This is a genomic window from Paenibacillus sp. FSL L8-0502 (assembly GCF_038593055.1).
In the GTDB taxonomy this organism is placed as follows: domain Bacteria; phylum Bacillota; class Bacilli; order Paenibacillales; family Paenibacillaceae; genus Paenibacillus; species Paenibacillus polymyxa_D.
In genome coordinates, this window is record NZ_CP151958.1 from 4,614,001 (window position 1) to 4,639,720 (window position 25,720).

Below are 25,720 nucleotides of genomic sequence, written 5' to 3' on the forward strand. Positions count from 1 at the left end.
TCCCCGCAAGCTTACGGGGTATTTACAAAATGATGCGCAGGACCAGACAAACGGTTAAGTATGATGGAACGAAGCGGCTCCTCAATGCCCGTATCCGTTAACGCACCTGCCATACAAGACAACCATGCCTCTGCTCGCTCCTCCGTTACGGGAAACTTCATATGTCTCGCACGTAACATTGGATGACCATATGCATCAGAAAAAAGGGACGGTCCTCCAAAAAACTGGCTCAGGAACATAAACTGCTTTTCCTTAACCGGTTCCATGTCTTTAGGAAACAGGGGACTTAACAACGGATCTTTATAAACTCTCGGGTAGAAGGCCTCAATAATAGCACGAATACCTTCCGCGCCCCCAAGGTTGTCATAAATGCTCAGGCTAGGGTTCACTTTTCCTCCAACTTTCTGTGCTATGGTAATAAATATACACCCGTATTATAACAAAAAACAAAAAATGACGCTAAAAATAAGCGCCATTTTATCAATTTAACATATGAAGAGGATGTGCTTCGTTGCACATAGCTTCGTCATTCTATAAATACAATTAATAACTCCGCCAATCCTCTTCACCGGAATGGACGAGAGAGGCACGAATAACATACACAAAAGCACATACGAACAGACCGGCAACGATACTCATCCTGATCACTCCATCCTTAAGGTTATGGATCGTTGTTTTCCTATTTTAACATACTCTTTACAAAAATACAGCAACAAATGTAACCGTTTTCTTTGTTTTTTTGTACTCTTTGTCCATCCCCGACATAGGTATAATAGTACAACTCCAAAGGAGGGGCCTCTATGTCGCTATACCGTCGTTACTCGCTTCCTCTGCTCATCCTTTCACTGCTATTCCTATTTATACTTATGGCTGTATACCCGCAATCTTCTCTGAATGCCGGGCTTCGGGGGCTTGCCATCTGGTGGGACGTGCTGTTTCCGTCTTTATTCCCGTTTTTCGTTATTTCCGAGCTTCTCCTCGGTTTCGGAATTGTTCATTTCATAGGTGCGCTGTTGGATCCGCTGATGCAGCCTCTATTCCGTGTACCTGGCTGTGGAGGTTTTGTCGCTGCGGTCAGCTGTGCATCCGGTTACCCGATTGGAGCTAAACTAACAGCCAAGCTGTGGGAGCAAAAATGGATCACACGCATTGAAGGAGAGCGTTTGGTCGCATTTACGACTTCCTCTGATCCGATATTCTTGATCGGTGCGGTTTCCGTTGGCTTCTTCCATCAACCAGAAATTGCACTCGTACTGGGCGCGGCTCATTATGGTGGTGTGCTCATCATCGGGCTACTTATGCGCTTCCACGGTTCCCGTTCAGGGGAAACAGATACTCGCAGCGACCGCCCTCAACCTACTCCAAAAGCCTGGTCGAAGTCCACAAATACAAAAGCTGCTGGTCGCAATAGACAGCCTGGACCCCTACGCCAAGCATTATATGCCATGCATACAGCTCGTTTGGAAGATGGTCGTCCATTGGGTGAGTTACTCCGTGAGGCGATTACTTCCTCCCTACGCCTTATTATTGTCGTAGGAGGGCTAGTTGTATTCTTCTGCGTCATTTTAGAAGCTTTGACGAACTCCGGTTTAATGAGCGGGCTTCATCTGCTTACGGCAAACCTCTTGACTGCATGTGGTCTTCCTCCTACGTTAACGGAGTCCATTGTGGGTGGTATTTTCGAAGTCACTTTAGGAGCGCAGGCCGCAGGTAAAGCCACGGCAGCGATACCATTCAAGGTAGCCGCAGCCGCTTTTGTGCTCTCCTGGGGCGGGCTATCGGTTCATGCGCAGGTTGCAAGTATTTTAAATATGACGGATCTTCGTTATATGCCATTTTTGTTGGCCCGGGCTGCGCACGGCTTCATCTCGGCACTGCTCGCTCTCGTGTTATGGCAGCCTCTGATGGGACAGGGAAGCTCTCCAGTCTTTTTTCCAATATACGACATCGTATGGTCCCCTGGCTTCTCGTCCGCCATGCTGTTGCAAAGTCTGCTGTTTCTTGGCTTTATACTGGCTGGAATGCTTAGTCTCTCATGGTTGAGTGTGGGTACCCGTCGCTTATACGTACGTTTGAGAAGAACACACAGGCAATGAACGATTGTGTTCTTGCTCATAATTGATTATGATCGATATATACCCATGACAAAGGAGCTTTTCATCTTGAGATATTATGTTCTGGATCGCGGGGATCAGCACTCCATGGACTTGAGTCAGCAATTTCACCGTCTTGCCCAAGAAAAGAATTTCAAGCTGGATGCCGAATCGCCGGAAATCGTCGTGTCTATTGGAGGCGATGGTACAATGCTTCATGCGTTTCATACCTTCATCGACCGCATTCCGGATATTGCCTTTGTTGGTGTACATACCGGTCATCTAGGCTTTTACGCCGATTGGCGTGCGGACGAGCTGGAGGAGCTAATCCACCTGATGAGCCAAAGCGGATCTGAGGGACCGCTTAACCCGAGAATCGTTAAGTATCCACTGATTGAGTTGGAAATTCACAAGAAATCAGGCAATGCTTCTTTTATTGCCTTGAATGAGTTTACGTTAAAAGGGGTGGATGGCACTGTCGTTGCCCAAGTAGATATTAACGATATCACCTTTGAAATGTTTCGCGGTGACGGTATATGTGTTTCTACCCCCTCAGGGACGACCGCCTATAATAAAGCACTTGGCGGAGCTATGGTTCATCCCACCATTGAAGCATTGCAATTGACTGAGATCGCTTCCATTAATAACCGCGTGTATCGGACACTAGGATCGCCATTGCTACTGCCCAAACATCATCATTGTGATATTTTTTCACGGAAAGATCAGCGTCTTTTATTGACAGTAGATCACCTGAACTTTCCTGTGGATGACTTAATCTCTGTTCGATGTCAGGTCGCAAGTCAGAAGATCAGCTTCGCTCGTTACCGTCCTTTCCCATTTTGGGATCGAGTACGCAACGCCTTTCTTAATTAGAACCTGTAAAAGAGCCGACTCTGGCTCTTTTTTTACAAACAAAACGGTTCCTGAAAATTCAGGAACCGTTTTGTTGTGGAGCAGTAAATGTTTTATTCTTTTTACTACCCTCAGTTTTTTCGGCTTTAGCAGCTGGATGGGTCTGACGCTGGCCCTCAGGTTCACGTGAGACACGAACTTGCCGTCCCTCCCGATTTTCCTTTGGTTGACGCTCATAGCGTGGTCCACGTGATTCCTTTTTATCGAAATTCCCTTGCTGATTGCGCTGTCTACGCGGTTCGCGGGCTTGCTGCCCTTCACCCGGATTGCGTCCATCCTTCGCTTCACGTGGTTCTCTTGGCTGGCGCGAATCACGTGCTTCACGTGGCTCACGTTGCCGATTTCCTTCACGTCCTTCTCTGGATGAACGACTTTCACGAGCTTCACGCGGCTGTCGCTCACGTACTTCCTGGGCATCCTTCGGTTCCCGACGTTGCAACTCGCGTGGTTCTCGGAATTCTCGAGGCTGCTCCACTCGCGATTCCTCCGTAGCTGTGGAATCCTGTTGTGGTTGCGGCCACTCCTGTTCTCCAGCTGTATGTTGCAATACTTCTTGCTGCTCTTCGGTTTCTAACGTTCCCGCTTGTTCCCTTTGAGCATCTACCAACTGCTGAATATCTGGAGCAACGATTTCATCATTGACGCCGTTTTTATTAATCACTTCACGGCTTTTTTGCAGCACAAAATAGGCACAGCCAAAATTGCAGTATTCATTAATGTAATCGTCCAGTACCACTATAGATGTATCCTTATTTGCTTTGGGATGGCCGTCTCGATAAAAGCCCTTCAGACGCAGCTGATTGTAACCCCAATCACCAATAATGTAATCATAGCGATCCAGCACTTCACTATACCGATCACGAAACGCTTCGGGATTCCATCCGTTCTTGTGATCCTGCAACAATTCATAGTTTTTACCACCGATTTGAAACAAGCTATTCTGACCGCCTTTCCCGGATCAAGCCTGCGAAAGGGCGCTTTCTTCCTTATGCTGAGCGGCTGACTTCACCTGCTCATGCGCTTGGTAGGAGCTGCGGACCAACGGTCCAGATTCGACGTGGCTGAATCCCCGCTGTAATCCCTCTTCCTTTAACTTCGCAAAATCTTCCGGTGGATAATATTTTTGCACATATAAATGTTTCTCGGACGGCTGCAAATATTGACCAATTGTCAGAATGTCACAATCGACTTTACGCAGATCATCCATGGCTTGTAAGATCTCGTCCCACTCTTCTCCGACACCTAGCATGATGCTTGATTTCGTTGGAATAGCCGGATTTAATTGCTTCGCACGTTGAAGCAGCTCCAGAGAGCGACGGTATTTCGCTTTAGCCCGAACCTTGTCGGACATGCGCTCCACCGTTTCAATATTATGATTCAGAATATCTGGTTTGGCATCCATGACGATTCGCAGCGATTCAATATCGCCCATAAAATCGGGAATCAATACTTCTACACTGCACAAAGGTAACCGGCCGCGAATCGCACGAACCGTTTCTGCAAATATAGTAGCGCCCCCATCTTTTAAATCGTCGCGAGCCACACTGGTTACGACACAGTGCTTCAAATTCATGTTCCCAGCCGCTTCTGCGACGCGATCAGGCTCCTGCAAGTCAAGTTCCGTAGGCAATCCCGTATTTACTGCGCAAAAACGACACGCACGCGTACAAATATCACCCAAAATCATAAATGTAGCTGTCCTATTGGCCCAGCATTCATATATATTAGGGCATCGTGCCTCCTCACATACGGTATGTAATGTCTTGGAACGCATCATGCTCTTGATTTCTTGATAGTTATCGCCTGTCGTAAGTTTAATACGAATCCAGTCGGGCTTAGCTTCCTTCTCTTTTCTAGACAATGGCATAGACCTTCTTTCTGATAAGCTTAAGCTGTCATTGTCATACATTATAACATGAAAGCCATGGAAAAACCTCCATTCATTGTTCCCTTTTTGATATGACATTGATGCCGAAAAAAGTAAACTTTTTATATGGATAAAAGCGGCGGATATGGCTCAATCTAAACAAAAGCGCCCTATTCACGCTATTGAATAGGGTCTAGAATTTACTGGGCGGTTAAGCCCTTCTATAGGAGGTCGGTTCACGTGCCTTACCCTACGCGGACAGCCCGCGCTGTTCGTCTGTTATCGCTGCTGATATGCGCTGCTACACTGACAACGGCCTGTCCGCTTCCTGCCCATGCCCTTGCCAATCACTTACAGTCCTCGTCCGCCGGAAGCAGCCTGACAGTTAATGTAGATGCTGAACATGCACAGTCTTCAATGTATATTTCCAGGCTTGCTTTATATCGTTCCATCGAAGCCCTGACAGGAGTCCCTTGGTACAGGCTGGCCGCCATCGACCAGTATGAACGTACACTTACGGTGGCCCATCCCAAAGATCGCAAGCATGCAGAACGAACCATAGGTATTTTCGTTACGGGACCGATCTGGTCCGGCTTGATGAACCCTGATTCGGAGGATCAAAATCCACGTTCCATAGAACTATTTTCCGGGCTGGGACAAGACGGTTCGGGTGATGGAATTGCTGACCGCAATAATGACAAGGATCTGCTGTTCAGCATCGCATCTTATCTCGGAAAGTATGGAAACAACGAGGATGAATTTGGTATTGCCGTTTGGGAATATTACCATAACAGCCGCGCAGTTCAAAGAGTTCAGCAGTTTGCCAAGCTGTATCGGACGTATGGCAAGCTGGATCTGGTCAGCCAAGCTTTCCCCCTTCCCTTAGGCAGCATTTATAGCTACCGCAGCACATGGGGAAGCCGTCGCAGCTGGGGGGGCTACCGTATACATGAAGGAACTGACCTGTTTGCTGGCTACGGAGTTCCAGTTCGCAGTACCTGCTACGGTGTAGTTGAAATGAAGGGCTGGAATCCCTTTGGAGGATGGCGCATCGGAATCCGAGATCTCAACAACCGCTATCACTACTATGCGCACCTTTCCGGCTTTGACAAAACCGTTCACAACGGAGACGTCGTTACACCTGGCCAGACGGTTGGCTGGGTCGGAAGCTCGGGCTATGGAAAACCTGGTACCCAAGGCAAGTTTCCACCGCATCTGCACTATGGTATATATCGGGACAATGGCTGGGCAGATTGGTCCTTTGACCCGTATCCGTTATTAAGACAGTGGGAGCAGTCCGAACGCAAAGCGCTCAAAAAAGGAAAGACAAAAGGGACCTCCTCATAGGGTCCCTTTTATTTTTCCAGAGCAACTCACGTCACTCCATTCTGCTCTATGGCGTTGGGGGCTGACTAGAGGAGTTTGGGTCTTCCTGTACCTCTGGAACACTTACTATGCTGGAATCTATAGCGCCGCTACTCTCTATGGAATGGGGAGGCAACGCCAACTGCGGAGCGGCTGCACCATTTTTACCTACTGGTTTTCCCTGATTGTCATAGTAGTACATCGGAACGTTGCCCACCACCAGCAAATAAGAAACGGGGATTTCCGTCTCCACAATCTGAGGTTGCATCTCAAACGGTATAACCACAGACACTTCCGTCGTAATCCGAATATACACTTCAACCAAGATCATGTTTATGCCCGCATCCTGTTGCCGCGTATTTAAATCCACCTTGATCGCTCCATGCGGCTCCACCTTTAGAGGAATCTTGGGGCCATAAGCTGCCAACAATGGACTGCCCAATGCCTGACCAATCGGAACGCTCTCATCAAAATGGCTCATGCTGTCCATCGTTGCCTTAACTGCTTTGAGCGTGTCTGACGTAATTTTCATATGCTCTGCATAATTCAGAACAAAGCCGGAGGTTCTTCCTTGTGCATCCGTTCTCCATTCGATCAAATTATCAGCTGTCTTCCCCTGCTCTACCTGTGCTGTAATTGCTGAATTAATAGCCTCCGTCGCCATTTGTTTGACCCGCACTTTTGCCAGATGCATCATAGGCGGCTTTAAATGCTGCTCCACATAAGCAGCCACCTGTATGATTCCTACCAGCAGCGCCAGTACCACAATCAAAAATACTCTACGTCTGCCGCGTCGCCTTCTGTTGGGCGCGCTGTGCCATTGCGGTCTTCTCATCATCCGATCCCCCCGCAGCGTTGAACTTACCCTACAAGGATATGCAAGGAAGGGACGAAAAAGAAGCTGCCCGTCCGGCAGCTTCTCTAGATGGAATACATATACAATTGCAAATTTCAGGTGCACTCATTATTTAAAAATGTGGTCAATCTTTTCGATATCAGCCTGACTCAATTGGACATTTAGCGTTTTCAGATTCGCCAGCACCTGCTCCGGCCCCTTCGCACCTGGAATGAGGGCATCAATTGAATCGCGTGTCAAATACCATGCGAGCACTACGTGAGCAACCTCTGCATTCAACGCATTGGCAATCTCCCGTACCTGCTCCACTTTGTCCAAATTACGAGCAAATGTATCTCCCTGAAACAGTGGATTATTCGCTCTGATGTCCGTGAAGGTCATGTCTTTCGTATACTTACCACCCAGCAATCCTGAAGCTAGCGGGAAATAAGGCACAAACGAAATGCCATTTTCCTTGGTATAAGGCAGCAGATCCTTCTCAGCTTCCCGTTGAAACAAATTATATTGGGATTGGAGCACATCTACATAACCGTCGCTATTCGCATCCTTAAGTTGTTCAATGGAAAAGTTAGATACGCCAATAGCCTTGATTTTGCCTTCGTCCTTAAGCTTCTTCAGTTCTCCGACTGCTTCTGCCTTCGGCGTAGCTTCATCGGGGAAATGGATATAGAACAGATCGATATAATCGGTCTGCAATCTTTTCAGACTAGATTCGACGGATTCTCGTAAAAAAGCAGGCGAGTTGTCAAAAACAATCTCTCCGTTCACAAATTTGTGTGCACCCTTCGTGGCAATAACAGCTTTATCACGCTGACCACGCTCTTTCAATACCTCACCAATTAATCGTTCCGAGTGCTCAGGTCCATAAATAAAAGCCGTATCCAGAAAGTTGATGCCATTGTCCAAAGCTGTGCGAACGACTTCTTTGCCCGTTTCATTGTTCAAATCGGAAAAGAGATTATGTCCTCCCACCTTATTTGCACCCAAACCGATTGGTTTTACATATAAATCTGTTTTACCAAGACGCACTTGCTCTGCCAATTCACGTCATCTCCTTTTCGAAAGTTACTTCCATTTTATTATTAAATTCCAAAAAAGGCAAAGTGCGTACCTAGCAGTTGCTCTTATCCTTTAATCCCCGTCAAGGCAATCCCTTCCATAAAATACTTCTGTCCTATGGCAAACAGAATAATAGCAGGCAAGACAACAATTAAAGAAGCGGCCATCAAAACGCCCCATTGAGCTGAATATATTCCCTGAAACTGCTGCAGCCCAATCGCCAACGTAAATTTGCTCTCATCATTAAGGTAAACCAGCGGCCCCATAAAATCATTCCATGTGTTCAGAAACGTAAATAATCCAATGACCAAAATCGCCGACCTCGACAAAGGCAAAATAATACGGGTAAAAATCGTAAAATGATTGCCTCCATCCACAAATACAGCTTCATCCAGTTCTCGTGGTAGAGTCATGTAAAATTGTCTTAGCAAAAAAATATTAAAAACGCCTCCACCAAAAAACGAAGGTAATACCAATGGAACGTACGAATTAACCATGCCTAATGCCTGCCAACCAATAAACGACGGAATCAGCGTGACTGCAAACGGAAGCATCATGCTACTTAATAATAGAGCAAATACCTTATCTCTTCCCTTCCATCTCATTCGCGCAAAGCTATAGGCAGAAATGGTACTCGACAGAAGTACACCTGCCAAAGTACCCGCAACGACGATAAATGTATTCACAAAATAGCGCCCAAAGGATAACTCTTCAAACGGCTGTAAAAAATTCTCGAATACAAAAGGCTCTGGAATCCATTTTGGCGGGATCAAAAAAATCTGACTTAAATCCATCATGGAGCTTCGCACCAGCCAGTAAAAAGGAAACATACAAAACAGGGAGCCCACTATGAGAACTGTGTAGAGTAAATTCCTGCTCCAACTCCAACCGCGTTTTTTCATCTTCATGCCCCCCCGCCTTCGTAATACACCCATTTTCGGGCCGTCTTGAACAGAAAGGCAGTGAATACCAAAACGACAATAAAGAGCACCCAAGCAATAGCACAGGCATAACCCATATTTGAAAAAGTAAATGCCTCGCGGAACAAATAAAAGGTATAAAACAAGCTGGAGTTATTGGGTCCGCCCTGAGTCATGACGTAAGGCTGAACAAACACCTGAAACCCACCGATGAAGCCCATAATCGTATTAAAAAAAATAGTGGGCGATGTCAATGGAATTGTAATATACATAAGCTTATGAAGAGCGTTTCCACCGTCAATTTCAATGGCTTCATAATAATGTCTAGGTATATCTTGCAAGCCTGCCAGAAAAATAATCATGGTTCCTCCAACGGTCCACAAACTCATTAAAACCAGAGTAGGGACTACCGAGCCTTCGCTATAGATCCACTGACTTTCGGGCAAATGCAGCGCACGCAGCACCACATTTAGCAACCCAAGATCCGGATCAAACAGCCACATCCAGATCATAGACGATGCTATGAGGGGCACAATGGTAGGGAGATAGAAAACAGTCCTGAAAAAAGCCAGACCTTTTACCTTTTGATTAAGTAATATCGCCAAAAAGAAAGCTACAATAATTTGCAGGGGCACACTTAGAAACACATAATAAAACGTAACCCCGAGTGATTTATAAAAAAATTGATCCGTACCGTCAAATAAGTGGACGTAATTATCCAGACCGATAAAATTAGCCTGTGAAGCTACCTTGTAATCGGTAAGACTGAACCAGAGACTAGCGATCATCGGTCCCAGAACAAAAATGACAAAGCCGAGAATAGCAGGGGCGGCAAAAAGCCACCCCAACCAACTTTCCTGCTTACGAATAGAAGATAATGATTGCATTCTATCCCTCTCTTTCTGTCAAAACACTCATCCTATTCTTTTGGATACGTCCCCTTAAATTCCGCGTTGGCCTTGGCGGAAACCTCCTTAAATGCTTGCTCCACCGTTTTCTTGCCTAGCCATACCTGATCCAGCGCCGGGTTAATGATGGCATTGATTTTTTCCGAGTTTTTCAGATAATAGTCGTAAGAATTGACACCGTTATGCAGCGTTTGGTTCATTACAGCATCACGGTAACCATCGGCATGACCTGGTTTGACATCGGCCCATTTGCTAATCAAGTCTGGTTCGGTGTACCACTTTTTCATGACAGGCATCCACAATCCGCTGGAATGCATGTCAAGTCCGCTTTCAGCATCCAGCAAGAATTTATAAAACATCCATGCTTCTTTAGGATGTTTGGTTTTGGCAGAAATCACTTCCGGTTCGCCAAACAGGATCGTTTTGCTGCTCTTCAGCTTGGGTAACACGCCTACACCAAAATTCACTTTCGATTCTCCAAGATCCAATTGAACCCACTGTCCATCCAGATCCATCGCTACTCGCTTACTTTGCAGTGCTACGGCCGGGGAAGGTATATTTTTGGACTGCGTCGGCGACGGTGCCACATGATAAACGTTGATCAGATCAGCCATTTTCTGAACAGCTTCAATCACATCAGGGCTCTCAAGATTAAGCGAATCCCCTTTGTCTGAAATGACACTTGCGTTATTGGAAGGCACAAGCAAATGCCACATCCATGTATCAAACCGAACTCCATACTGTTTAATGTTACTTGCATCGAAATTGGGGCTGAGCGCATTATTTCCCGCTTTATCAATGGTGAGCTTATGTGCTGTCTCTAAAAACTGCTCCCATGTCCAAGCGTCCTCAGCTTTTACCGGTGGCAAAGCAACACCAGCTTCATCAAACAAATCTTTATTGTAATAGAGGGCGAAAGCTTCCTCAGTTACCTTGACCCCTGCCACTTTGTCCTTATCCCAATAGATGACTGAATTAGGAATAAGACTTTCCTTCGTTAGCTCCTTATCCTCCTTCAAAAATTCATTTAAATTATATAGTTTGCCTTGTTCAGCCCATTGCAGAGCCTGTGCTTTATAAATGGGAAATACATCGGGTGCCTGATTGGCAGCAAACATCGTCGTTAATTTGGTAACGTAATCCCCGGGGATATGCATATAGTTGATTTTGATCCACGGATATTTCTCTGTAAATTTTTTAGCGATTTCCTGCTGAACCTTCTTTTCATTGGTGCTACCCCAACTGGCATAGGTCAGTGTCACTTGCTCGTGACCCTGCAAATCAACTGGTTTGCTGCTGCTCTCATTTGAACTACAGGCTGACATAAGCCCAACGATCAAGCACATGCAGACGATCCATAATTTTCGTTTTAACATGAGTAACGCCCCCAAACCGGTTATTTTTTTATCTTTTCGTTTGTTGCTTCGTCACTAAATTTATTTTAGCAAACGCTTACATTTTTAAAAGTCGTACTCTCATTGGATTGGTGTCATTTGATTAGATCTATGAATTTCTCCGATGCAAATCAGGACGAATGCCCCCTTACCTGCTGAGTGGAGCGTAACGCCATATTCCATTCCATATAATAGCCGTACTCTTCTGTCTACATTTTTAATACCCGTTGATCTGATTTCTCCAGCTTGAATTCGGCGTATATGATCTTCTTGAATTCCTAATCCGTTATCCTCCACTTTAAAACACACCAATTGCTTCTCAATCCAGGCTGTGATCCTTATCAGACCTCCTGATTCCATTTCCGCGAAGCCGTGAATAATTGAATTCTCCACAAAAGGCTGCAAGAAAAGTTTGGGAACCTCCATCTGAAGCAAAATAGGATCAATATCATATTCCACCGTAAACTTGTCCTGAAAGCGATTCTGCATAATGTAAATGTATTTTTCCAGCCAATTCAGATCGGTTTCCAAGCTCCATTTATCGTTTTTGTTTCGGGTAGTAATTTGCAGCATTTCCGCCAGATTAATGATCAATTGACCCAGCTCCTGCTGTTTATGTTCTAACGCAATCCAATACATTGTCGTTAAGGTATTATACAAAAAATGAGGATTTAACTGCAGATTAAGTGCCATTAACTCCGACTCTTTGGCTCGCAGACGCGACTTGTAATTTTCCTCGATTAAATCTTTAATTTTTTCATTCATTTGATTAAATCGAATCACCAGATCTCCCAATTCATCATAGCCACGTACAGGAATTCGAATATCAAAATGTCCCTTCTCCATTACTTTCATCGCCTGTTTCATATCCGTGATGGGCTTACTGATATAAACAGACAGTAAATAAGCAAGAATAACAGCAACGAGCATCATAAAGCCTAAAAAAAACACCGTGTAGGTACGAATCGTTGACAGATGTCCCAATACATCTTCCATAGGAATGGCTATATAGGATACCCAGCCCGTCGTTTTCATGGCTTCGTAAACCAGTAATATGCTTTGACCTTTAACGTTTACCATTTTCATCCCTTGTTCCGAAGTAATGGCATCCTTAAGCCAATCCGCCACGGGTTCCCCTACTTGTTGCTGTCTATCTGAACTCATGACCATCCCGTTTTTATCTTGAATCATGCCATAGGATAGATGTGCAAATCCGCTACGGGCTGCGTAATCTTCAAAACCCTCGTTTAACAAGTCAGGACGAAAATTCAATATAAGTATAGGTTTTTCCTTTCCCTCCGGAAGCGTATGGAAGGTTCCTGCATCATCTAATGCAGTCAAATGGAGCTGCTTTACTACAGCAAATAAAGAACTAAACTCATAAGAGCCTCGTTTTAAATCCTGCTGATGGAATGTATCGGCATACGAATAAGCGGGAATCCATTGGGTAGCCCCCTCTGCTTCCACCGCCGTTGTTGCCAACGGAGAAGAATAGAACGGCTGAACAGGAATATACATCCGCTCAGTGCTTCCATATGCATAATTTTGCGTCATAATTTGGGAAGCGTATACTTCCTCCATATTGCCAAAGTATCTGTACAAAATTTTTGTAATGCTGCGATCAGCTCGTAACAGCGATGAAGAATCCGTAGTGTCCACGTCCGTAATAGTTTGAAGAAGGTCATGGTCGATCGGAATCATATCTACGGTTTTTTGAATAGCTGTCAGCTTGTTATCCAGCAGCTGGTTATTACTACGCAGAACGCTTGTAACGCTATCTGTTACATTTGTAGTAATATTTCGTGCGCTCGTTTCAAAGTAAACGAAACCTAGGATCAAAACGATAAAACCAGACAACAAAAAATAGGACAGCATCAATTTCGTACGAAAGCTACTGTCCAAAAATTTTTGACACATATATTTAACTTGGCGCATCGTATCTTCCTTTCACCTAACAATCAGTTGAATTTCCTGCGAAATTCTTCCGGTGTGTGCATTACGTTTTTTTTGAACACTTTAAAAAAGTATTTGATATCTTTATAACCAACCTGTCTACTAATTTCTGCGACCTTGGCGTCTGTATGCAGCAGTAAGTGCTGAGCTTTTTGCATTCTGAGCTTCACCATATATTCCGTGAACGAGAGCCCAAAATAATTTTTGAACAGAATGCTAAAATAGGACGCATTATAGTGGAAGCGCCGGGCCACAATCTCCAGACTAAGGTCTTCATGTAGATGTGCATCTAGAAATTCCTTGCACTTTTTCATAATGGGTTCGCCTTTGGAGGCGCTATGAAGCTCAAGAATCAGCTCTTTTAACCATGTTGCAACACCATCCTCAAGGTTCTGAAGACAGGTGGCCTCTTCGACAGCTTTGTTCAACCGTTCCGAAAAACGTGAGTAGACTTCCTCACTCCACCCTATATTTAACCGTTGTAAACTAACCAACAGAAGGTGTACCACTTTTGCTTTAAGCGCTTCAGGTGCAGGATACCCTTGCGTCATTTGTCCAATGAAATTCTGCACCCGATCCAATAGCTGATCGGGCTCTCCATTAGAGATAGCGCTTTCAATAAATTTAAAAAAGGCCATTTGTTCGTGTGCGCTCATTTCCTGTACTGGCTGCTCATCATCTGAAACGACAAGGTTCAAACATCTGATGTGAGGTGTATAAAAGCGCATGGAGATTAGGCCGACGGCCTTTTCGTGAGATTGGCTTATTTGCATTTCATTAAAATCAAAAGGCTGACCCCAAGCAAACCAGATTGAAATCGCTTGCTGTTGCTCCATCTTTTTCAGCCCAGCTTGAAGTGCGCTTTTGGCCTCCTTGCCTTCAGATCTATCCTTCCAGTTCACCACTGCGACCATATGGTCTTTATGAAATTCGAGTGGAAATACGACTGAAGACACCCAAGGCTGCAATATTTCAACAACCGTATCACGCAGACGGGAATCCCACATATGTATATCCTCCGGGTGGGCTGCGGATACTCCCAACGCGAGAACTTCTCCTACCCCATGCCATCCAAAGTGACTTTTTAATAGACTTTTCTCGTTAGGCCGTAACTTGTCTGTCACGCATCTGCTAAACAAATGCTCCACAAATGCAGGCATACTCTGCTCAATTTGATTCAACGCTGTTTGATTCCCACTGAATGCTTCTTGTTCCTCTACAATTACCTTCTCTATATGTTCAATCACTTCAATAAGCTGCTGTGATTGCACCGGTTTCACCAAATAATCATTCGCCCCATACCGCACCGCCTGCTGTGCATAGCTAAATTCCTGGTAGACTGTCACTAAAATAACTTTGGTCTCATGCTGACCGGATGTTCTCAATTGTTGAAGATATTCAAGTCCATTCATGATCGGCATTTGAATATCTGTAAAAACGATCTGGATCGGTTTGGATAAAGAAATGGTCAGAGCATCTTTCCCGTTCTTGGCTTCCCATACCTCGTATTCTGGACGTAAATCCCTGACCATGGCAGCCAACCCTCGACGCTGTCTAGTTTCATCATCTACAACAAGCACTCCCAGCGGGATCGAATTCACTGACTCCCCTCCTGTCGATCTTATACACGTATGTTTTTTTCAGTATAACACTTACAGCTGGGAGCCGATCCTATTTTCTTTTTCGCTTCATACTGCGGATGGTCGTTTTTGTGGCCTGATCCACCCGATATGATTCCGTGATTTTTTGCAGAGCTTTATTGAAAGTAAAATCATCCAATGTATTATGATTTAAATACGCCATCGTTGCCTCAGGCAGCTTGATATAACAGATCGATATCGCCCATGCTACCGCCATTTGTACATAATAATCCTCACGATGGGTCTGATCCAGTAAAGTAAGCACCCGGTTCATATACTGTTCCTCAATATAAAAATTCAGAAGCATAACCACACCAAACCGAATTTCATATTCTTTCTTGGAGAGCAAGTAGGGTTGAATAAACTCCCACACTCGTTCTTTATGTTGCTTCGTGATCTTCAATCCAGCACAGAAACTGTCACATACGGACCAATTATCAATTTTAGGAACAAACCTGGCGGTATAACTCAAAACTTCCTCTATATCCGTTTTTACAGAACCAATCACCATGCCTTGCAGCATGACTTCTTCGAAGTGATCACTTTCAGCAGTCTCCAGATAGAGACGCCAATCCCCTTTGGCGATATTTTGAGCTAGCTTACGCAGCATTGGCAGACGTACACCCAGCACATTATTAATCGTCGGAAGCAATGCAGCCGTAAATTTCTGAAAATCCACATCCACATATGACAGTATCTGTTCCCTAATTGTTTTCTCCATCGTTTCCACTCCCTGATTTTTAACGAAATGAAATACTCCACAAATAAATAGAGGCCACCGAACCATAAGGCGAATAGACTCGGCGGTACTCCTCAAATTGCTGCTTGGTCAATGTATCTAGTTGGTACAGCTTCATCATTCCCCGTCGAATAGCCATATCGCCCCAACTGACAACATCTGGACGCTCCATGCAATTAATCAGCATCATTTCAGCCGTCCAAGGCCCTATCCCTTGCAGCGAGGACAATTTCTGGATCACCTGTGCATCGGAAAGCTCATATAATTCCTGTAAATCCAACAAGCCCTGCTCGATCGTTTGGGCTATATTAAGGATACATGTGGCCTTTTTCATGGTGATACCACAGCTTTGAATATCTAAAGCCGTTTGAACGACTATATTTTGTGGAGTGATCACGCCTAACTTCTCCTGCATCCTTGCCCATATGGTTTGAACCGCCTTGGCCGATATAAGCTGTCCCACAATCGCATGAACGAGCGCCGCAAACAGGTCGGGAATGATCACCCGTTCTACCTTGCCCAATTGCGTCATCGCTGCACCAAGTACGGTATCTACGTTTTTTAGATAATTGATTTCCTTTTCCCCATAGTCAAAGTTTTTGGTCATTACAGTTTGCATTCGTTCTCCCGCTGCCCCCTTATATGGTCTACTCTTGATTCAATGGCATAGACTGCTGTTGCATCAAGGTTCGAATCCTTCTTTGCTCACGTAGAGCTGTTCTTTCGGGAAAACATGGAGAAAACGTTCATAAACCGTCTTATAGGCAGCAGGATGATACCATTCTTCCAGCCCCAATGACTCGTACAGCGCACCTATTTTTAAGCTACGCGTTCGTCTCCCCCCACTGCCATCTCCCATAAAATAATCATCAATACAGACACGGTTGACCAGAGGCACGAGCTTGTCTGCAAAATGTTCACTGCTTGGAAGCATCGGAGCAATCGTAGCTTGCGTCGGTACACCTGCCTCCTTTAAGAGATGCAGCGTTTGGAGACGAGCCTGGATGGGAGGAGCTTCCGGGGTAAAATGTTTGCGTATATCTTCTCGATCTGTTTCTACAGTCATACTTACACGAACACGATCCCCCAATCGGAGCAGTAAATCGGTATCCCGCCGTACCAGTGGACTGCGCGTCTGTAAAAAGAGAAAATCTGGTGGCTCATCCACCATCACCTCCAGCAGAGACCGGGTCACCTCTTCCTTGTACTCAGCAGGCTGATAAGGATCTGTGCTTGACGACATGAAAATCGTGACTTTACCTTTGGATTTGGCTCTACGAAGTTCCTTGCGAAGAATATCTGCCGCCTGATTTTTAATATCAACCCATGTCCCCCACGCTTCCTTCCGAAATGTGGAGACTGGCAATTGGCGTACATAGCAATACGAGCAACCAAAGGTACAACCTGTATACGGGTTCAACGAGTGTGTATACCCTGACAAGAAGCCGGTCCCTTTATTCAGAAGTGTCTTTGGGGATTTGTAATACTCATTTTTCATACTGAACCAACGCCACTCTTTCCTTTTCGAGCTGCAAAAGCTTAACCTTCATGTCCAAACCACCACGATATCCGGTCATAGCTCCATTTTTACCAATGACCCGATGACAAGGGACCGTAACCAAAATCGGATTAGCACCGATGGCGGCCCCCACCGCACGAACAGAGGCTGGTTTTTGAATAGCGTTGGCAATATCTGAATAGGATAGTGTTTCCCCATACGGAATATCACACAACGCATTCCAAACCGCCAGCTGGAATGCAGTCCCCTGAAAGTCAAAGGGCAATGTAAATTGGGTGCGCTCCCCTTGGAAATATTCAATCAGCTCCTTGGCATAGGGCTGTAAAGCGGCATCCTCTTCAACTAAAGGGCTACCGGGAAATCGACTTCCTGCCCATGAAAACAATTCCTCTACAGGATGATTGGGCGAGCCCACATAACATAATCCTTCCGATGTAGCTGCAATATATAAATTCCAATCCTCATGTGTCAACAATGACCAATAGATCGTTTTATTTATTTGATGTGCCATGCTGTGTACCTCCATTTTATGTTGCTTTCGATTTGAGTTGGCGATATTGCAATGGGGTGTAGCCTGTATTCTTTTTAAATAACGTAATAAAGTAAGGTGCATTGGACAGACCTACGTTCTCCCCCACTTCCGCAACAGATATATCTGAGCAGATGAGCAGCTCCTTCGCTTGTTCCAACCTGGTCTGCTGTATATATTCCATCGGGGTTAGATGCATGACCCGCTTGAAGGTACGATGTAAATGATACGGACTTCCATGACTTATCTCAGCTAGGATGTGCAATGTTAAGTCCTTCATATAGTTAGAATTCACGTATTCTGTAACCCGTGCGATCCATTCATGATCAGGCAATCGTTGTCCTGTCGGTTTACACCTTTTGCATGGACGGAAATGCTCAGCCAATGCCTGTTCCGCTGTTTTAAATATACGGATGTTCTCTCTTTTGGGAGGTCGGGATTTGCAGGAGGGGCGACAAAATATTCCCGTTGTCTTCACGGCGTACAAAAATATCCCGTCATAAGACTTGTCGTTTTCTACGATAGCTCTCCACTTGTCGTCAGTTATGGATAAATCGGATGTACTCATTCAAATCACCTCTCTGATGCAAATGTGACCTCCCACATATCTATGGCAGGATTATTCAAAATCCCTCTGTCTAAATTATAAACTAAATAGTGAACATATGTACCCTTCTTGGAATGTAAAGGCAAGATAACGAAAAAAAGATGACTCCCCGCGGAGCCACCTTTGATCTTACTTCTCTATCTTATTAGGCTTGAAGCTTGCTTGGTTTAGCGGTGATCGTCAACTCATCTGAAGGAGGCTGATATTCCTTTGACCAGTAATCGGCATTTGAAATCCCTGCCTTCTTCGGATCAAATACCGGGTCTATCCCTTGCCTCCGTTGCCGTTCGTAATCCTTAAGCACCAGAAGCGCAGGCTTGGCCAGGAGGATCATAGCAATCAGATTCACCCACATCATAATACCGACCCCCACATCCCCCAGTGTCCACGCCAACGCAGATTCCTTGACAACCGTTCCATAGAATGTCGAACCCAGAATAACCAGCTTTAACAGGAACATAGGCCATTTGGCTTTACGATCGGCAATCAGGTAGGCCATATTCGTTTCAGCGATATAATAATAGGCGATAATGGTGGTAAAGGCGAAAAAGAACAATGTAATGGACAAAAGACTCGACCCAAAACCCGGAAATACCGATTCGATGGCAGATTGTGTATATTGAGTTCCTTCTTCAACACCCGGAAGATGCTGCACAATATAGCCCCCACCTGGTCCCTTCACATTGTACATCCCTGTAAACAAGACCATGAAAGCCGTAGACGTACAGACTAAAAAGGTATCTACATATACAGAAAATGCTTGAACCAGTCCTTGCTTTGCCGGATGAGACACTTCTGCGGCGGCGGCTGGATGGGCACCAGAGCCTTGTCCTGCTTCATTCGAATAAATGCCTCGTTTTACCCCCCAGGCAATGGCTGTCCCTGCTATACCACCGAACACTGAATCGATACCGAAGGCACTGCGAAAAATAAGGGCAAATACATCGGGAAGCGCAGTAATGTTCGTCATCATAATATAGAAAGAGACAAGGATGTAGCCAAGTGCCATAAAGGGTATGACTACCTGTGCCACATTGGCAATTCTTTTTACACCACCAAATATGATAAGCGCCAGCAACACCACAACTACTATCCCGGAAACCTTCATATCCATACCAAACGAACTATGAAAAGCTACCGCAATCGAATTCGATTGAGTTCCCGGCAACAGTAAACACATAGCGACCAACGCTACAACTGCGAAAATAACCGCAAACCATTTTAAGCCTGTCCCTTTTTCAATATAAAAGGCCGGGCCGCCTCGATACTGACCATCACGCTTTACCTTATAGATCTGAGCCAGTGTAGATTCAACAAACGCAGTGGCCGATCCGATAAAAGCCATGACCCACATCCAAAATATTGCCCCGGGTCCTCCCATACCGACTGCCAGTGCAATCCCCGCAATATTCCCCGTTCCTACACGTCCTGATAACGCCATCGTAAAGGCCTGAAATGAGGATACACCTGCCTCAGAACTTTTCCCTTTAAAGACAAGGCGAATCATCTCTTTGAAATGTCTGATTTGCAGAAATCGAGTCATAATTGAAAATAATAGCCCCACGCTCAAACAGACATATACCACAGGATTGCTCCAAATGACGCCATTTACTGCCTCTGCCCACTTCTCTAACATTCCTTGCATTTCCCCCTGATCCATCAATTCATATTCAGTTAATGTTTTCAGAAAATTTTTCATATTTACAAGAAATTATAGAATAGTTTTTACAACCGTACAAGCTAATTTAATTGACATATTGTCAATTACAAATCGACTTATCTGCTACCTGAAAGGACGACAAAAAAGCTCTGATGATCCGGGAATATGGATCATCAGAGCCTTGTCCTTAAGACATTTAGGCAATGCTTTCTTTCTCATTCAGAGCGCTAGACAGTTTCAACAGCGGGGCCTGCTCCGTTACCTCTCCTTGAGCGATTGGAAGGACTTCAGTATATTCGGAAGAATTCGTAATGATAACTGGCGTAATCGTAGGATAACCCTCTGCCCTGATTTGCTCAACATCAAACTCAAGCAGTAGGTCCCCAGCTTTCACCTGATCGCCTTCTTTGATATGGGATGTAAAATGTTTACCGTCCAGCTTGACCGTATCTACTCCGACGTGAATCAGAACTTCTGCGCCATGATGCGAAACAACTGCAAGCGCATGTTTTTTCTTGAACGCCACGGTGATGGTTCCATCGAACGGGGCTACGACTCTGCCCGTTGTCGGTTGGATGGCGATACCTTTACCCATAGCTTCCGAAGCAAATGCTGGATCGGGAACCTCCGACAGAGCGACCACCGTTCCTTCAATCGGGCTCAGTACCTCTTCATTAGAAACTGCAACTGTAGATGTCGATTCTTTAGCCGAATTGTTAGTAGTTTCCTCTTCTTCAACTGGATCTTCAAAACCTAAAATATAAGTCAAAATGGCCGACACCAGGAATGAAACGGTAATCCCTAAAATCAATCCTGGGAAGCCTTGTCCGCCAGGACCGTAAAAGATCGGCAAGGTCAGCAATCCAGGTGCGCCGGAGGCAAATGCTTGCGTTCCCGCTTGACCGATAATGGCACCACCGACAGCACCACCGATAATACCTGCAATAAACGGACGTTTCAACGGCAGCGTAACCCCATAAACTGCTGGCTCCGTGATGCCGAACAAAGCGGTAAGTGTAGCGGAACCCGCTAGTGTTTTCAGCTTTTTATTTTTCGTTTTCAGCATAACACCGAACGAAGCGCCGGTTTGAGCAAAGATGGATGCCGCAGCGGAAGGTTTGATCCCGTCTCTGCCATTAACAGCAATATTATTAATGAATACAGGTACAAGACCCCAGTGAACACCGAAAATAACGAGCAACTGCCAGCAAGCACCAAGAATTGCTCCAGCCAGCAGCGGACTAAAGCTGAACGCAGCAACGAGCGCGGTAGCGATTGCGTTGCCCACATACACCCCGACTGGACCAAAAACCATCAGGGTCAGAGGAAGCATAATTACAAGTAGAATCAAAGGTGTAATAAAGTTTTTGACACTCTCATGGATCACGCGATTGCACCATTTTTCCAGCTTACTCATGACGATAACGGCTAAAATTATCGGAATAACGGTAGATGAATAACTCATCATCACAATAGGAATACCGAAAAAGTCTGTAGGTGTACCTTCTGTTTTCAACGTGACAATGGTCGGGTAAAGCAGCCCTCCGGCGATGGTCAGAGCAACGAAGATATTACCTCCAAATTTCCGTGCCGTTGTAACCGCTAACAAGAGCGGCAGGAAATAAAACAAGCTGTCAGCCGCAGCATACAAAATCATATAAGTAGTGTCTTTCGGAACCAACCAGCCGAGGTTACTCGCAATCAGCAGTAGACCTTTCAAAATACCGGACCCCGCCATAACTCCGAGCAACGGTGCAAAAATACTGGAAATTACGTCGATTACAGCGCCAAACCCTTTCTTGCCTTTAGCTGAATGATCTTCTTTTCCAGTTTCATTTAAAATGTTGGATACTTGGCCGATGGCATTATACACTTCTGGTACTTTGTTGCCGACCACAACCTGGAACTGGCCACCGCTCTGCTTGACCGTAATAATTCCATCAGTTTTCTCCAGCTTTGCCTTGTCTGCTTTTGCCTCATCTTTTAGTACAAAACGCAGGCGCGTGGCGCAGTGTACGAGCGATACTACATTTTTTTCGCCGCCTACCAGGTGCACAATTTCTTTAGCAAGTTGTTCATAACTCATGATGGACACCTCCATGTTCTAAGGGGCTTTTTACCATATTTAGGCACACAAAAAACCTAAGCCTTGAAAAATGGTGGGCACTTGAGTCCCGCAATTTTTCATGACTTAGGTTTTGCCTGCATAACCAGTAACAATCCCAGTTAAAAATTATTAAATTCCTGTTACTCACATAATACATTTAATCTACCATATTTGTCAACAAAAACATTTTAATATATATTTTTGATTCTTTTTTACTAAAAAAGTTCAACTTATCTGTTCACCACTCGTTCAATATGCACAGTCAAATACAGCTTTTCTTCGTTCGTCAATTCGTGATTGTATTCTTTTTTTACAAAGGTTCCGATTTTCTCAGTACAAGCGGCTGCTTCCTTGTGCTTTTCCTTAATCATGTCATACAAATGGTCATAGTTATTTTCATAGTGATTTCCCTTAAATACGCGCTGGGCGAAAAATTTCAGATGCGTAATAAAGCGGAAATAACTCAAAGAATCCTCGTCAAAATCAACCTTAAAATGGTACTTTGCGATATTGATAATTTGCTGGATAAACTTCGTGATACTCATGGTTGTAATGACTTCCTCGTTCATTTCAGCATTTACGATGTGAAGGGCAATATAAGCTGCTTCATCCACAGGCAGTTCAATATCAAGCTTTTGTTTGATTTGTTCCAGCGTTTTCAGACCTATCGCAAATTCTTCTTTGTATAGCTGCTTGATTTCCCACAACAACGCGTTTTTGATTTCCAATCCTTCCCGGTATCTTTCAACAGCGAAATTGATATGATCGGTCAGCGAAACATAAATATTTTCGTTCAGCTTTCTATTCAGATTATGCTTGGCGTCATTTATGACTTCCTCTACAATCATGATCAAATCAAGCGGTACCTCACGTAACAGCATTTTAAAGTTATCGGACGTCTGTTTGTTTTTCAGAGCAAATACCTTCTGAATTCTGGTTTCGTCTACTTTGTCTCCAGGCTTTTTCTTAAAAGCAATCCCCCGACCCATCACCACGAGTTCGGTACCGTCCGTCTGGTAGACGCTGATTACATTGTTGTTAATGACCTTTGCTATGTTCATCTTGATCCCCCGTTCCATATGCCAGCAAGAGCCACACTTGCTCCATCCTCTTTATTGTAAACAGAAAAAAACCGAAGCACGCCAAATAAACAAGACTGTAACATCTTCTTATTTGTGGCTTAGGTTTTGCCTGCTACGCAGTAACAATCCTAAAAATGATGGAATTGCGTCAAGTATAGCCCGAAGAGGAACGATTGTCAACGCTTTCAATGAAGAAACGAAGATCGGAAATCCCCGTGGGCCCGGGATGTCCGATCCTATTTACTTGTGGTACGATTATTCGCCCAGATTTTCTCCGTCGGAATGAATTACGTTTTTGTACCAGTGGAAGCTTTTCTTTTTAATCCGTTTCAACGAACCTTCGCCTTCGTTGTCGCGGTCCACATAAATATAACCGTAACGTTTTTTCATCTCTCCTGAGGAAGCGCTGACAATGTCAATAGGTCCCCAACTTGTGTAACCGATAATTTCGACTCCGTCTTGAAGAGCCTCACCCATTTCGGCAATATGCCGCTTGAGATAGTCGATCCGGTAATCGTCGTTAACTTCTCCTTCAGGCGAAACCACATCATTGGCACCAAAACCGTTTTCCACTACGAACAGAGGCTTTTGGTAACGATCATGCAATTGGTTGGCTGTGATGCGGAATCCTTTGGGATCGATCGTCCAGCCCCATTCGGACTTATCCAAATATGGATTGGCTACGGAGCCGAATACATTACCACTGGTCATATTCTTGACGATTTCCGGGTCTGTGCTGGTCGTCCGGCTTGAATAATAGCTGAATCCGATATAGTCAACGGTGTGATCTTTCAGAATGGCTGCGTCGCCTGATTCCATCTCAATGTTTAATCCATGATCCTTAAAGAAGCGCTTCGCATAACCAGGATATTCGCCGCGTGACTGAACATCAATGAAGAAGTAGGACTCGCGGTCTTTTTCCATGCCCTGATATACATCTTCGGGATTACACGTATACGGATAGAAGCTGCCGGCAGCAAGCATACAGCCAATCTTCGCATCTGGGATAATCTCGTGACACGCTTTTACAGCCAGCGCACTTGCAACAAGCTGATGATGTGCAGCCTGGTACTGAATTTGTTTAACGTTTTCACCTTCTTGAAAAACAAGACCGGCGCCGAGAAACGGCAAATGGAGAAGCATGTTAATCTCGTTAAATGTCATCCAGTACTTCACTTTATCCTTATAGCGGGTGAATACTGTTTTGGCATAGGTTTCAAACAGACCTACCAGCTTCCGGCTCCGCCAGCTTCCATACTTCTCGACCAGATCCACTGGCACGTCAAAATGAGCGAGAGTAACGACTGGCTGAATGCCATGTTTATGCAACTCGTCGAACAAATCATCGTAGAATTGCAAACCTGCTTCATTGGGAGTAGCGTCTTCTCCTGTTGGAAAAATACGAGCCCAGGCAATGGAAACACGCAGCGCCTTAAATCCCATTTCTGCAAATAGCGCGATATCCTCACAATAGTGATGATAGAAATCAATGGCTTGGTGGGAAGGATAGAATTCGCTTTCAAGTGGAGTCAGTGAAGGAACATTCCCTTTCATTATGCTTCTTCTCTTCTCTCCGGTAGGCAGTAGATCCACCAGACTCAATCCTTTACCGTTCTCCAAATAAGCACCCTCGGCCTGATTGGCAGCAAGAGCACCGCCCCATAAAAAGTCTTTAGGAAAAATATAACTGGACATAAACATTCTCCTTCCAAATGTGTAATAAAAGGGGTAGCGAAGGGTGACAGACAATAAAAAAACCCAAACCAGCCTGTGTACACTTACAGTGTAAACAAGCCAATTCAGGTTATGCCCTATCGGTAACATCCCATGAAAAGGTTATACGTATTTGATTGAAACTCTAACAAAGATTTGGGAACCTGTCAAATTCATTTGATAAATGACACGCAGCCCCTGTGGGTTATATCATACAACAGCATTAATTCAAATGCCTATTGGGTAATGAATTGAACCATGAAGGAAACCCCAGATAAACGACTTTACGAAAGATACCTGGCTGTTCGTCTTTGTCTGGAAGGGCACGTGTTTTCGAAGATCGCCGATCTACTCAGTCGCTATTTTAAGATATTTTGTTGCAAGAAATTTAGAAAATCCCTTTGCATAGAGCCAAGAGGAAGAATTTTTTTGATTATCTTGAACCTCCAATGCTGTCCTTTAATGTTAAATGACCATATTGCAGAAGACAGATATATGGAATGATATTTTTGTTCTTGTAAATCAGCTACTTCAAATTCAACTTTCTGTACTACTTTAGTGGAAAATAGATTGAGGAAAAGGATAATAATTTTACCATTATTTAGGAGTAATATAGCTCGACTTGTCCAAGCCGAAAGGCTTTGAGGAGTTGAATAGCAGATAAGCATGTTAGGTTCTCTATGCGATTCAGTTAGCTTATTAATAGTTTTTTGTTAATGAATATCATAATCAAATACCTTTCTATTTGGATGTTCAAATGAAATGACATTTTAAATAGTATCTTCCAAAATATTCAA

22 protein-coding genes are annotated in these 25,720 nt (G+C 44.6%); 3 read left to right on the forward strand and 19 right to left on the reverse strand.

Annotated elements, in window-relative coordinates; genetic code table 11:
* Positions 1 to 11 precede the first annotated feature (11 nt).
* A complete protein-coding gene (locus NSQ57_RS20175; protein WP_029518198.1) occupies positions 12 to 389 on the reverse strand; it encodes a globin in 378 nt (125 codons plus the stop codon).
* A 411-nt stretch (positions 390 to 800) separates the two neighbouring features.
* On the opposite strand from NSQ57_RS20175, the gene ylbJ reads away from it, so the two are divergent.
* Complete coding sequence (gene ylbJ, locus NSQ57_RS20180) at positions 801 to 2,096, forward strand: sporulation integral membrane protein YlbJ (RefSeq protein WP_340886357.1); 1,296 nt, start codon at positions 801 to 803, stop codon at positions 2,094 to 2,096.
* Between the two features lie 66 nt (positions 2,097 to 2,162).
* Positions 2,163 to 2,966 (forward strand): NAD kinase, encoded by an 804-nt coding sequence (locus NSQ57_RS20185; protein ID WP_013372943.1) that lies wholly within the window; start codon positions 2,163 to 2,165, stop codon positions 2,964 to 2,966.
* 58 nt (positions 2,967 to 3,024) lie between these two features.
* Here NSQ57_RS20185 and NSQ57_RS20190 read toward each other — a convergent pair whose 3' ends face one another.
* Positions 3,025 to 3,939: a YutD-like domain-containing protein gene (locus NSQ57_RS20190; protein WP_340956784.1), complete on the reverse strand. Its 915-nt coding sequence runs from the start codon at positions 3,937 to 3,939 to the stop codon at positions 3,025 to 3,027.
* A gap of 24 nt (positions 3,940 to 3,963) precedes the next feature.
* Positions 3,964 to 4,866 carry a lipoyl synthase gene (gene lipA, locus NSQ57_RS20195; protein WP_029518195.1) on the reverse strand — a complete coding sequence of 301 codons (903 nt, stop codon included), beginning with the start codon at positions 4,864 to 4,866 and terminating at the stop codon, positions 3,964 to 3,966.
* A 246-nt stretch (positions 4,867 to 5,112) separates the two neighbouring features.
* Between lipA and NSQ57_RS20200 the strand changes: the two genes are divergently transcribed.
* A complete protein-coding gene (locus NSQ57_RS20200) occupies positions 5,113 to 6,219 on the forward strand; it encodes a M23 family metallopeptidase (RefSeq protein WP_342425214.1) in 1,107 nt (368 codons plus the stop codon).
* A 46-nt stretch (positions 6,220 to 6,265) separates the two neighbouring features.
* On the opposite strand, the gene yunB is transcribed toward NSQ57_RS20200, so the two are convergent.
* The 16 genes from yunB to NSQ57_RS20280 form a co-directional block, all read right to left on the reverse strand.
* A complete protein-coding gene (gene yunB, locus NSQ57_RS20205) occupies positions 6,266 to 7,075 on the reverse strand; it encodes a sporulation protein YunB (RefSeq protein ID WP_165148474.1) in 810 nt (269 codons plus the stop codon).
* 126 nt (positions 7,076 to 7,201) lie between these two features.
* Complete coding sequence (locus tag NSQ57_RS20210; protein ID WP_029518192.1) at positions 7,202 to 8,134, reverse strand: aldo/keto reductase; 933 nt, start codon at positions 8,132 to 8,134, stop codon at positions 7,202 to 7,204.
* An 83-nt stretch (positions 8,135 to 8,217) separates the two neighbouring features.
* Positions 8,218 to 9,054, reverse strand: coding sequence for a carbohydrate ABC transporter permease (locus NSQ57_RS20215; RefSeq protein ID WP_340933131.1), 837 nt, complete (start codon positions 9,052 to 9,054; stop codon positions 8,218 to 8,220).
* Between the two features lie 2 nt (positions 9,055 to 9,056).
* Positions 9,057 to 9,959: a sugar ABC transporter permease gene (locus NSQ57_RS20220; RefSeq protein WP_250240304.1), complete on the reverse strand. Its 903-nt coding sequence runs from the start codon at positions 9,957 to 9,959 to the stop codon at positions 9,057 to 9,059.
* A gap of 32 nt (positions 9,960 to 9,991) precedes the next feature.
* Positions 9,992 to 11,356, reverse strand: a complete 1,365-nt coding sequence (locus NSQ57_RS20225; protein WP_340933135.1) for a sugar ABC transporter substrate-binding protein — start codon at positions 11,354 to 11,356, stop codon at positions 9,992 to 9,994.
* 99 nt (positions 11,357 to 11,455) lie between these two features.
* On the reverse strand, positions 11,456 to 13,309 hold the full coding sequence (locus NSQ57_RS20230) for a histidine kinase (protein WP_342425215.1): 1,854 nt from the start codon (positions 13,307 to 13,309) through the stop codon (positions 11,456 to 11,458).
* 23 nt (positions 13,310 to 13,332) lie between these two features.
* Positions 13,333 to 14,928 carry a response regulator gene (locus NSQ57_RS20235; protein ID WP_340933137.1) on the reverse strand — a complete coding sequence of 532 codons (1,596 nt, stop codon included), beginning with the start codon at positions 14,926 to 14,928 and terminating at the stop codon, positions 13,333 to 13,335.
* Between the two features lie 70 nt (positions 14,929 to 14,998).
* Positions 14,999 to 15,688, reverse strand: coding sequence for a DNA alkylation repair protein (locus NSQ57_RS20240; protein WP_342425216.1), 690 nt, complete (start codon positions 15,686 to 15,688; stop codon positions 14,999 to 15,001).
* 19 nt (positions 15,689 to 15,707) lie between these two features.
* Positions 15,708 to 16,325, reverse strand: coding sequence for a DNA-3-methyladenine glycosylase 2 family protein (locus tag NSQ57_RS20245; protein ID WP_342425217.1), 618 nt, complete (start codon positions 16,323 to 16,325; stop codon positions 15,708 to 15,710).
* Positions 16,326 to 16,388: 63 nt separating this feature from the next.
* Positions 16,389 to 17,204, reverse strand: coding sequence for a radical SAM protein (locus tag NSQ57_RS20250; RefSeq protein WP_165148462.1), 816 nt, complete (start codon positions 17,202 to 17,204; stop codon positions 16,389 to 16,391).
* Positions 17,194 to 17,736: a methylated-DNA--[protein]-cysteine S-methyltransferase gene (locus NSQ57_RS20255; RefSeq protein ID WP_029518188.1), complete on the reverse strand. Its 543-nt coding sequence runs from the start codon at positions 17,734 to 17,736 to the stop codon at positions 17,194 to 17,196. Before NSQ57_RS20255 ends, NSQ57_RS20250 begins: the two co-directional genes overlap by 11 nt.
* 16 nt (positions 17,737 to 17,752) lie before the next feature.
* Positions 17,753 to 18,322, reverse strand: a complete 570-nt coding sequence (locus NSQ57_RS20260) for a bifunctional transcriptional activator/DNA repair enzyme AdaA (protein WP_039272725.1) — start codon at positions 18,320 to 18,322, stop codon at positions 17,753 to 17,755.
* A gap of 184 nt (positions 18,323 to 18,506) precedes the next feature.
* A complete protein-coding gene (locus NSQ57_RS20265) occupies positions 18,507 to 19,997 on the reverse strand; it encodes an alanine/glycine:cation symporter family protein (protein ID WP_029518187.1) in 1,491 nt (496 codons plus the stop codon).
* Between the two features lie 220 nt (positions 19,998 to 20,217).
* Entirely contained in the window at positions 20,218 to 22,107 is a 1,890-nt protein-coding gene (locus NSQ57_RS20270; RefSeq protein ID WP_029518186.1) for a beta-glucoside-specific PTS transporter subunit IIABC, read from the reverse strand.
* A gap of 251 nt (positions 22,108 to 22,358) precedes the next feature.
* The gene (locus NSQ57_RS20275) at positions 22,359 to 23,189 is read right to left on the reverse strand and encodes a PRD domain-containing protein (RefSeq protein WP_029518185.1); all 831 of its coding nucleotides are present in this window, start codon (positions 23,187 to 23,189) and stop codon (positions 22,359 to 22,361) included.
* A 276-nt stretch (positions 23,190 to 23,465) separates the two neighbouring features.
* A complete protein-coding gene (locus NSQ57_RS20280) occupies positions 23,466 to 24,905 on the reverse strand; it encodes a 6-phospho-beta-glucosidase (protein WP_342425218.1) in 1,440 nt (479 codons plus the stop codon).
* Between the last annotated feature and the right edge of the window lie 815 nt (positions 24,906 to 25,720).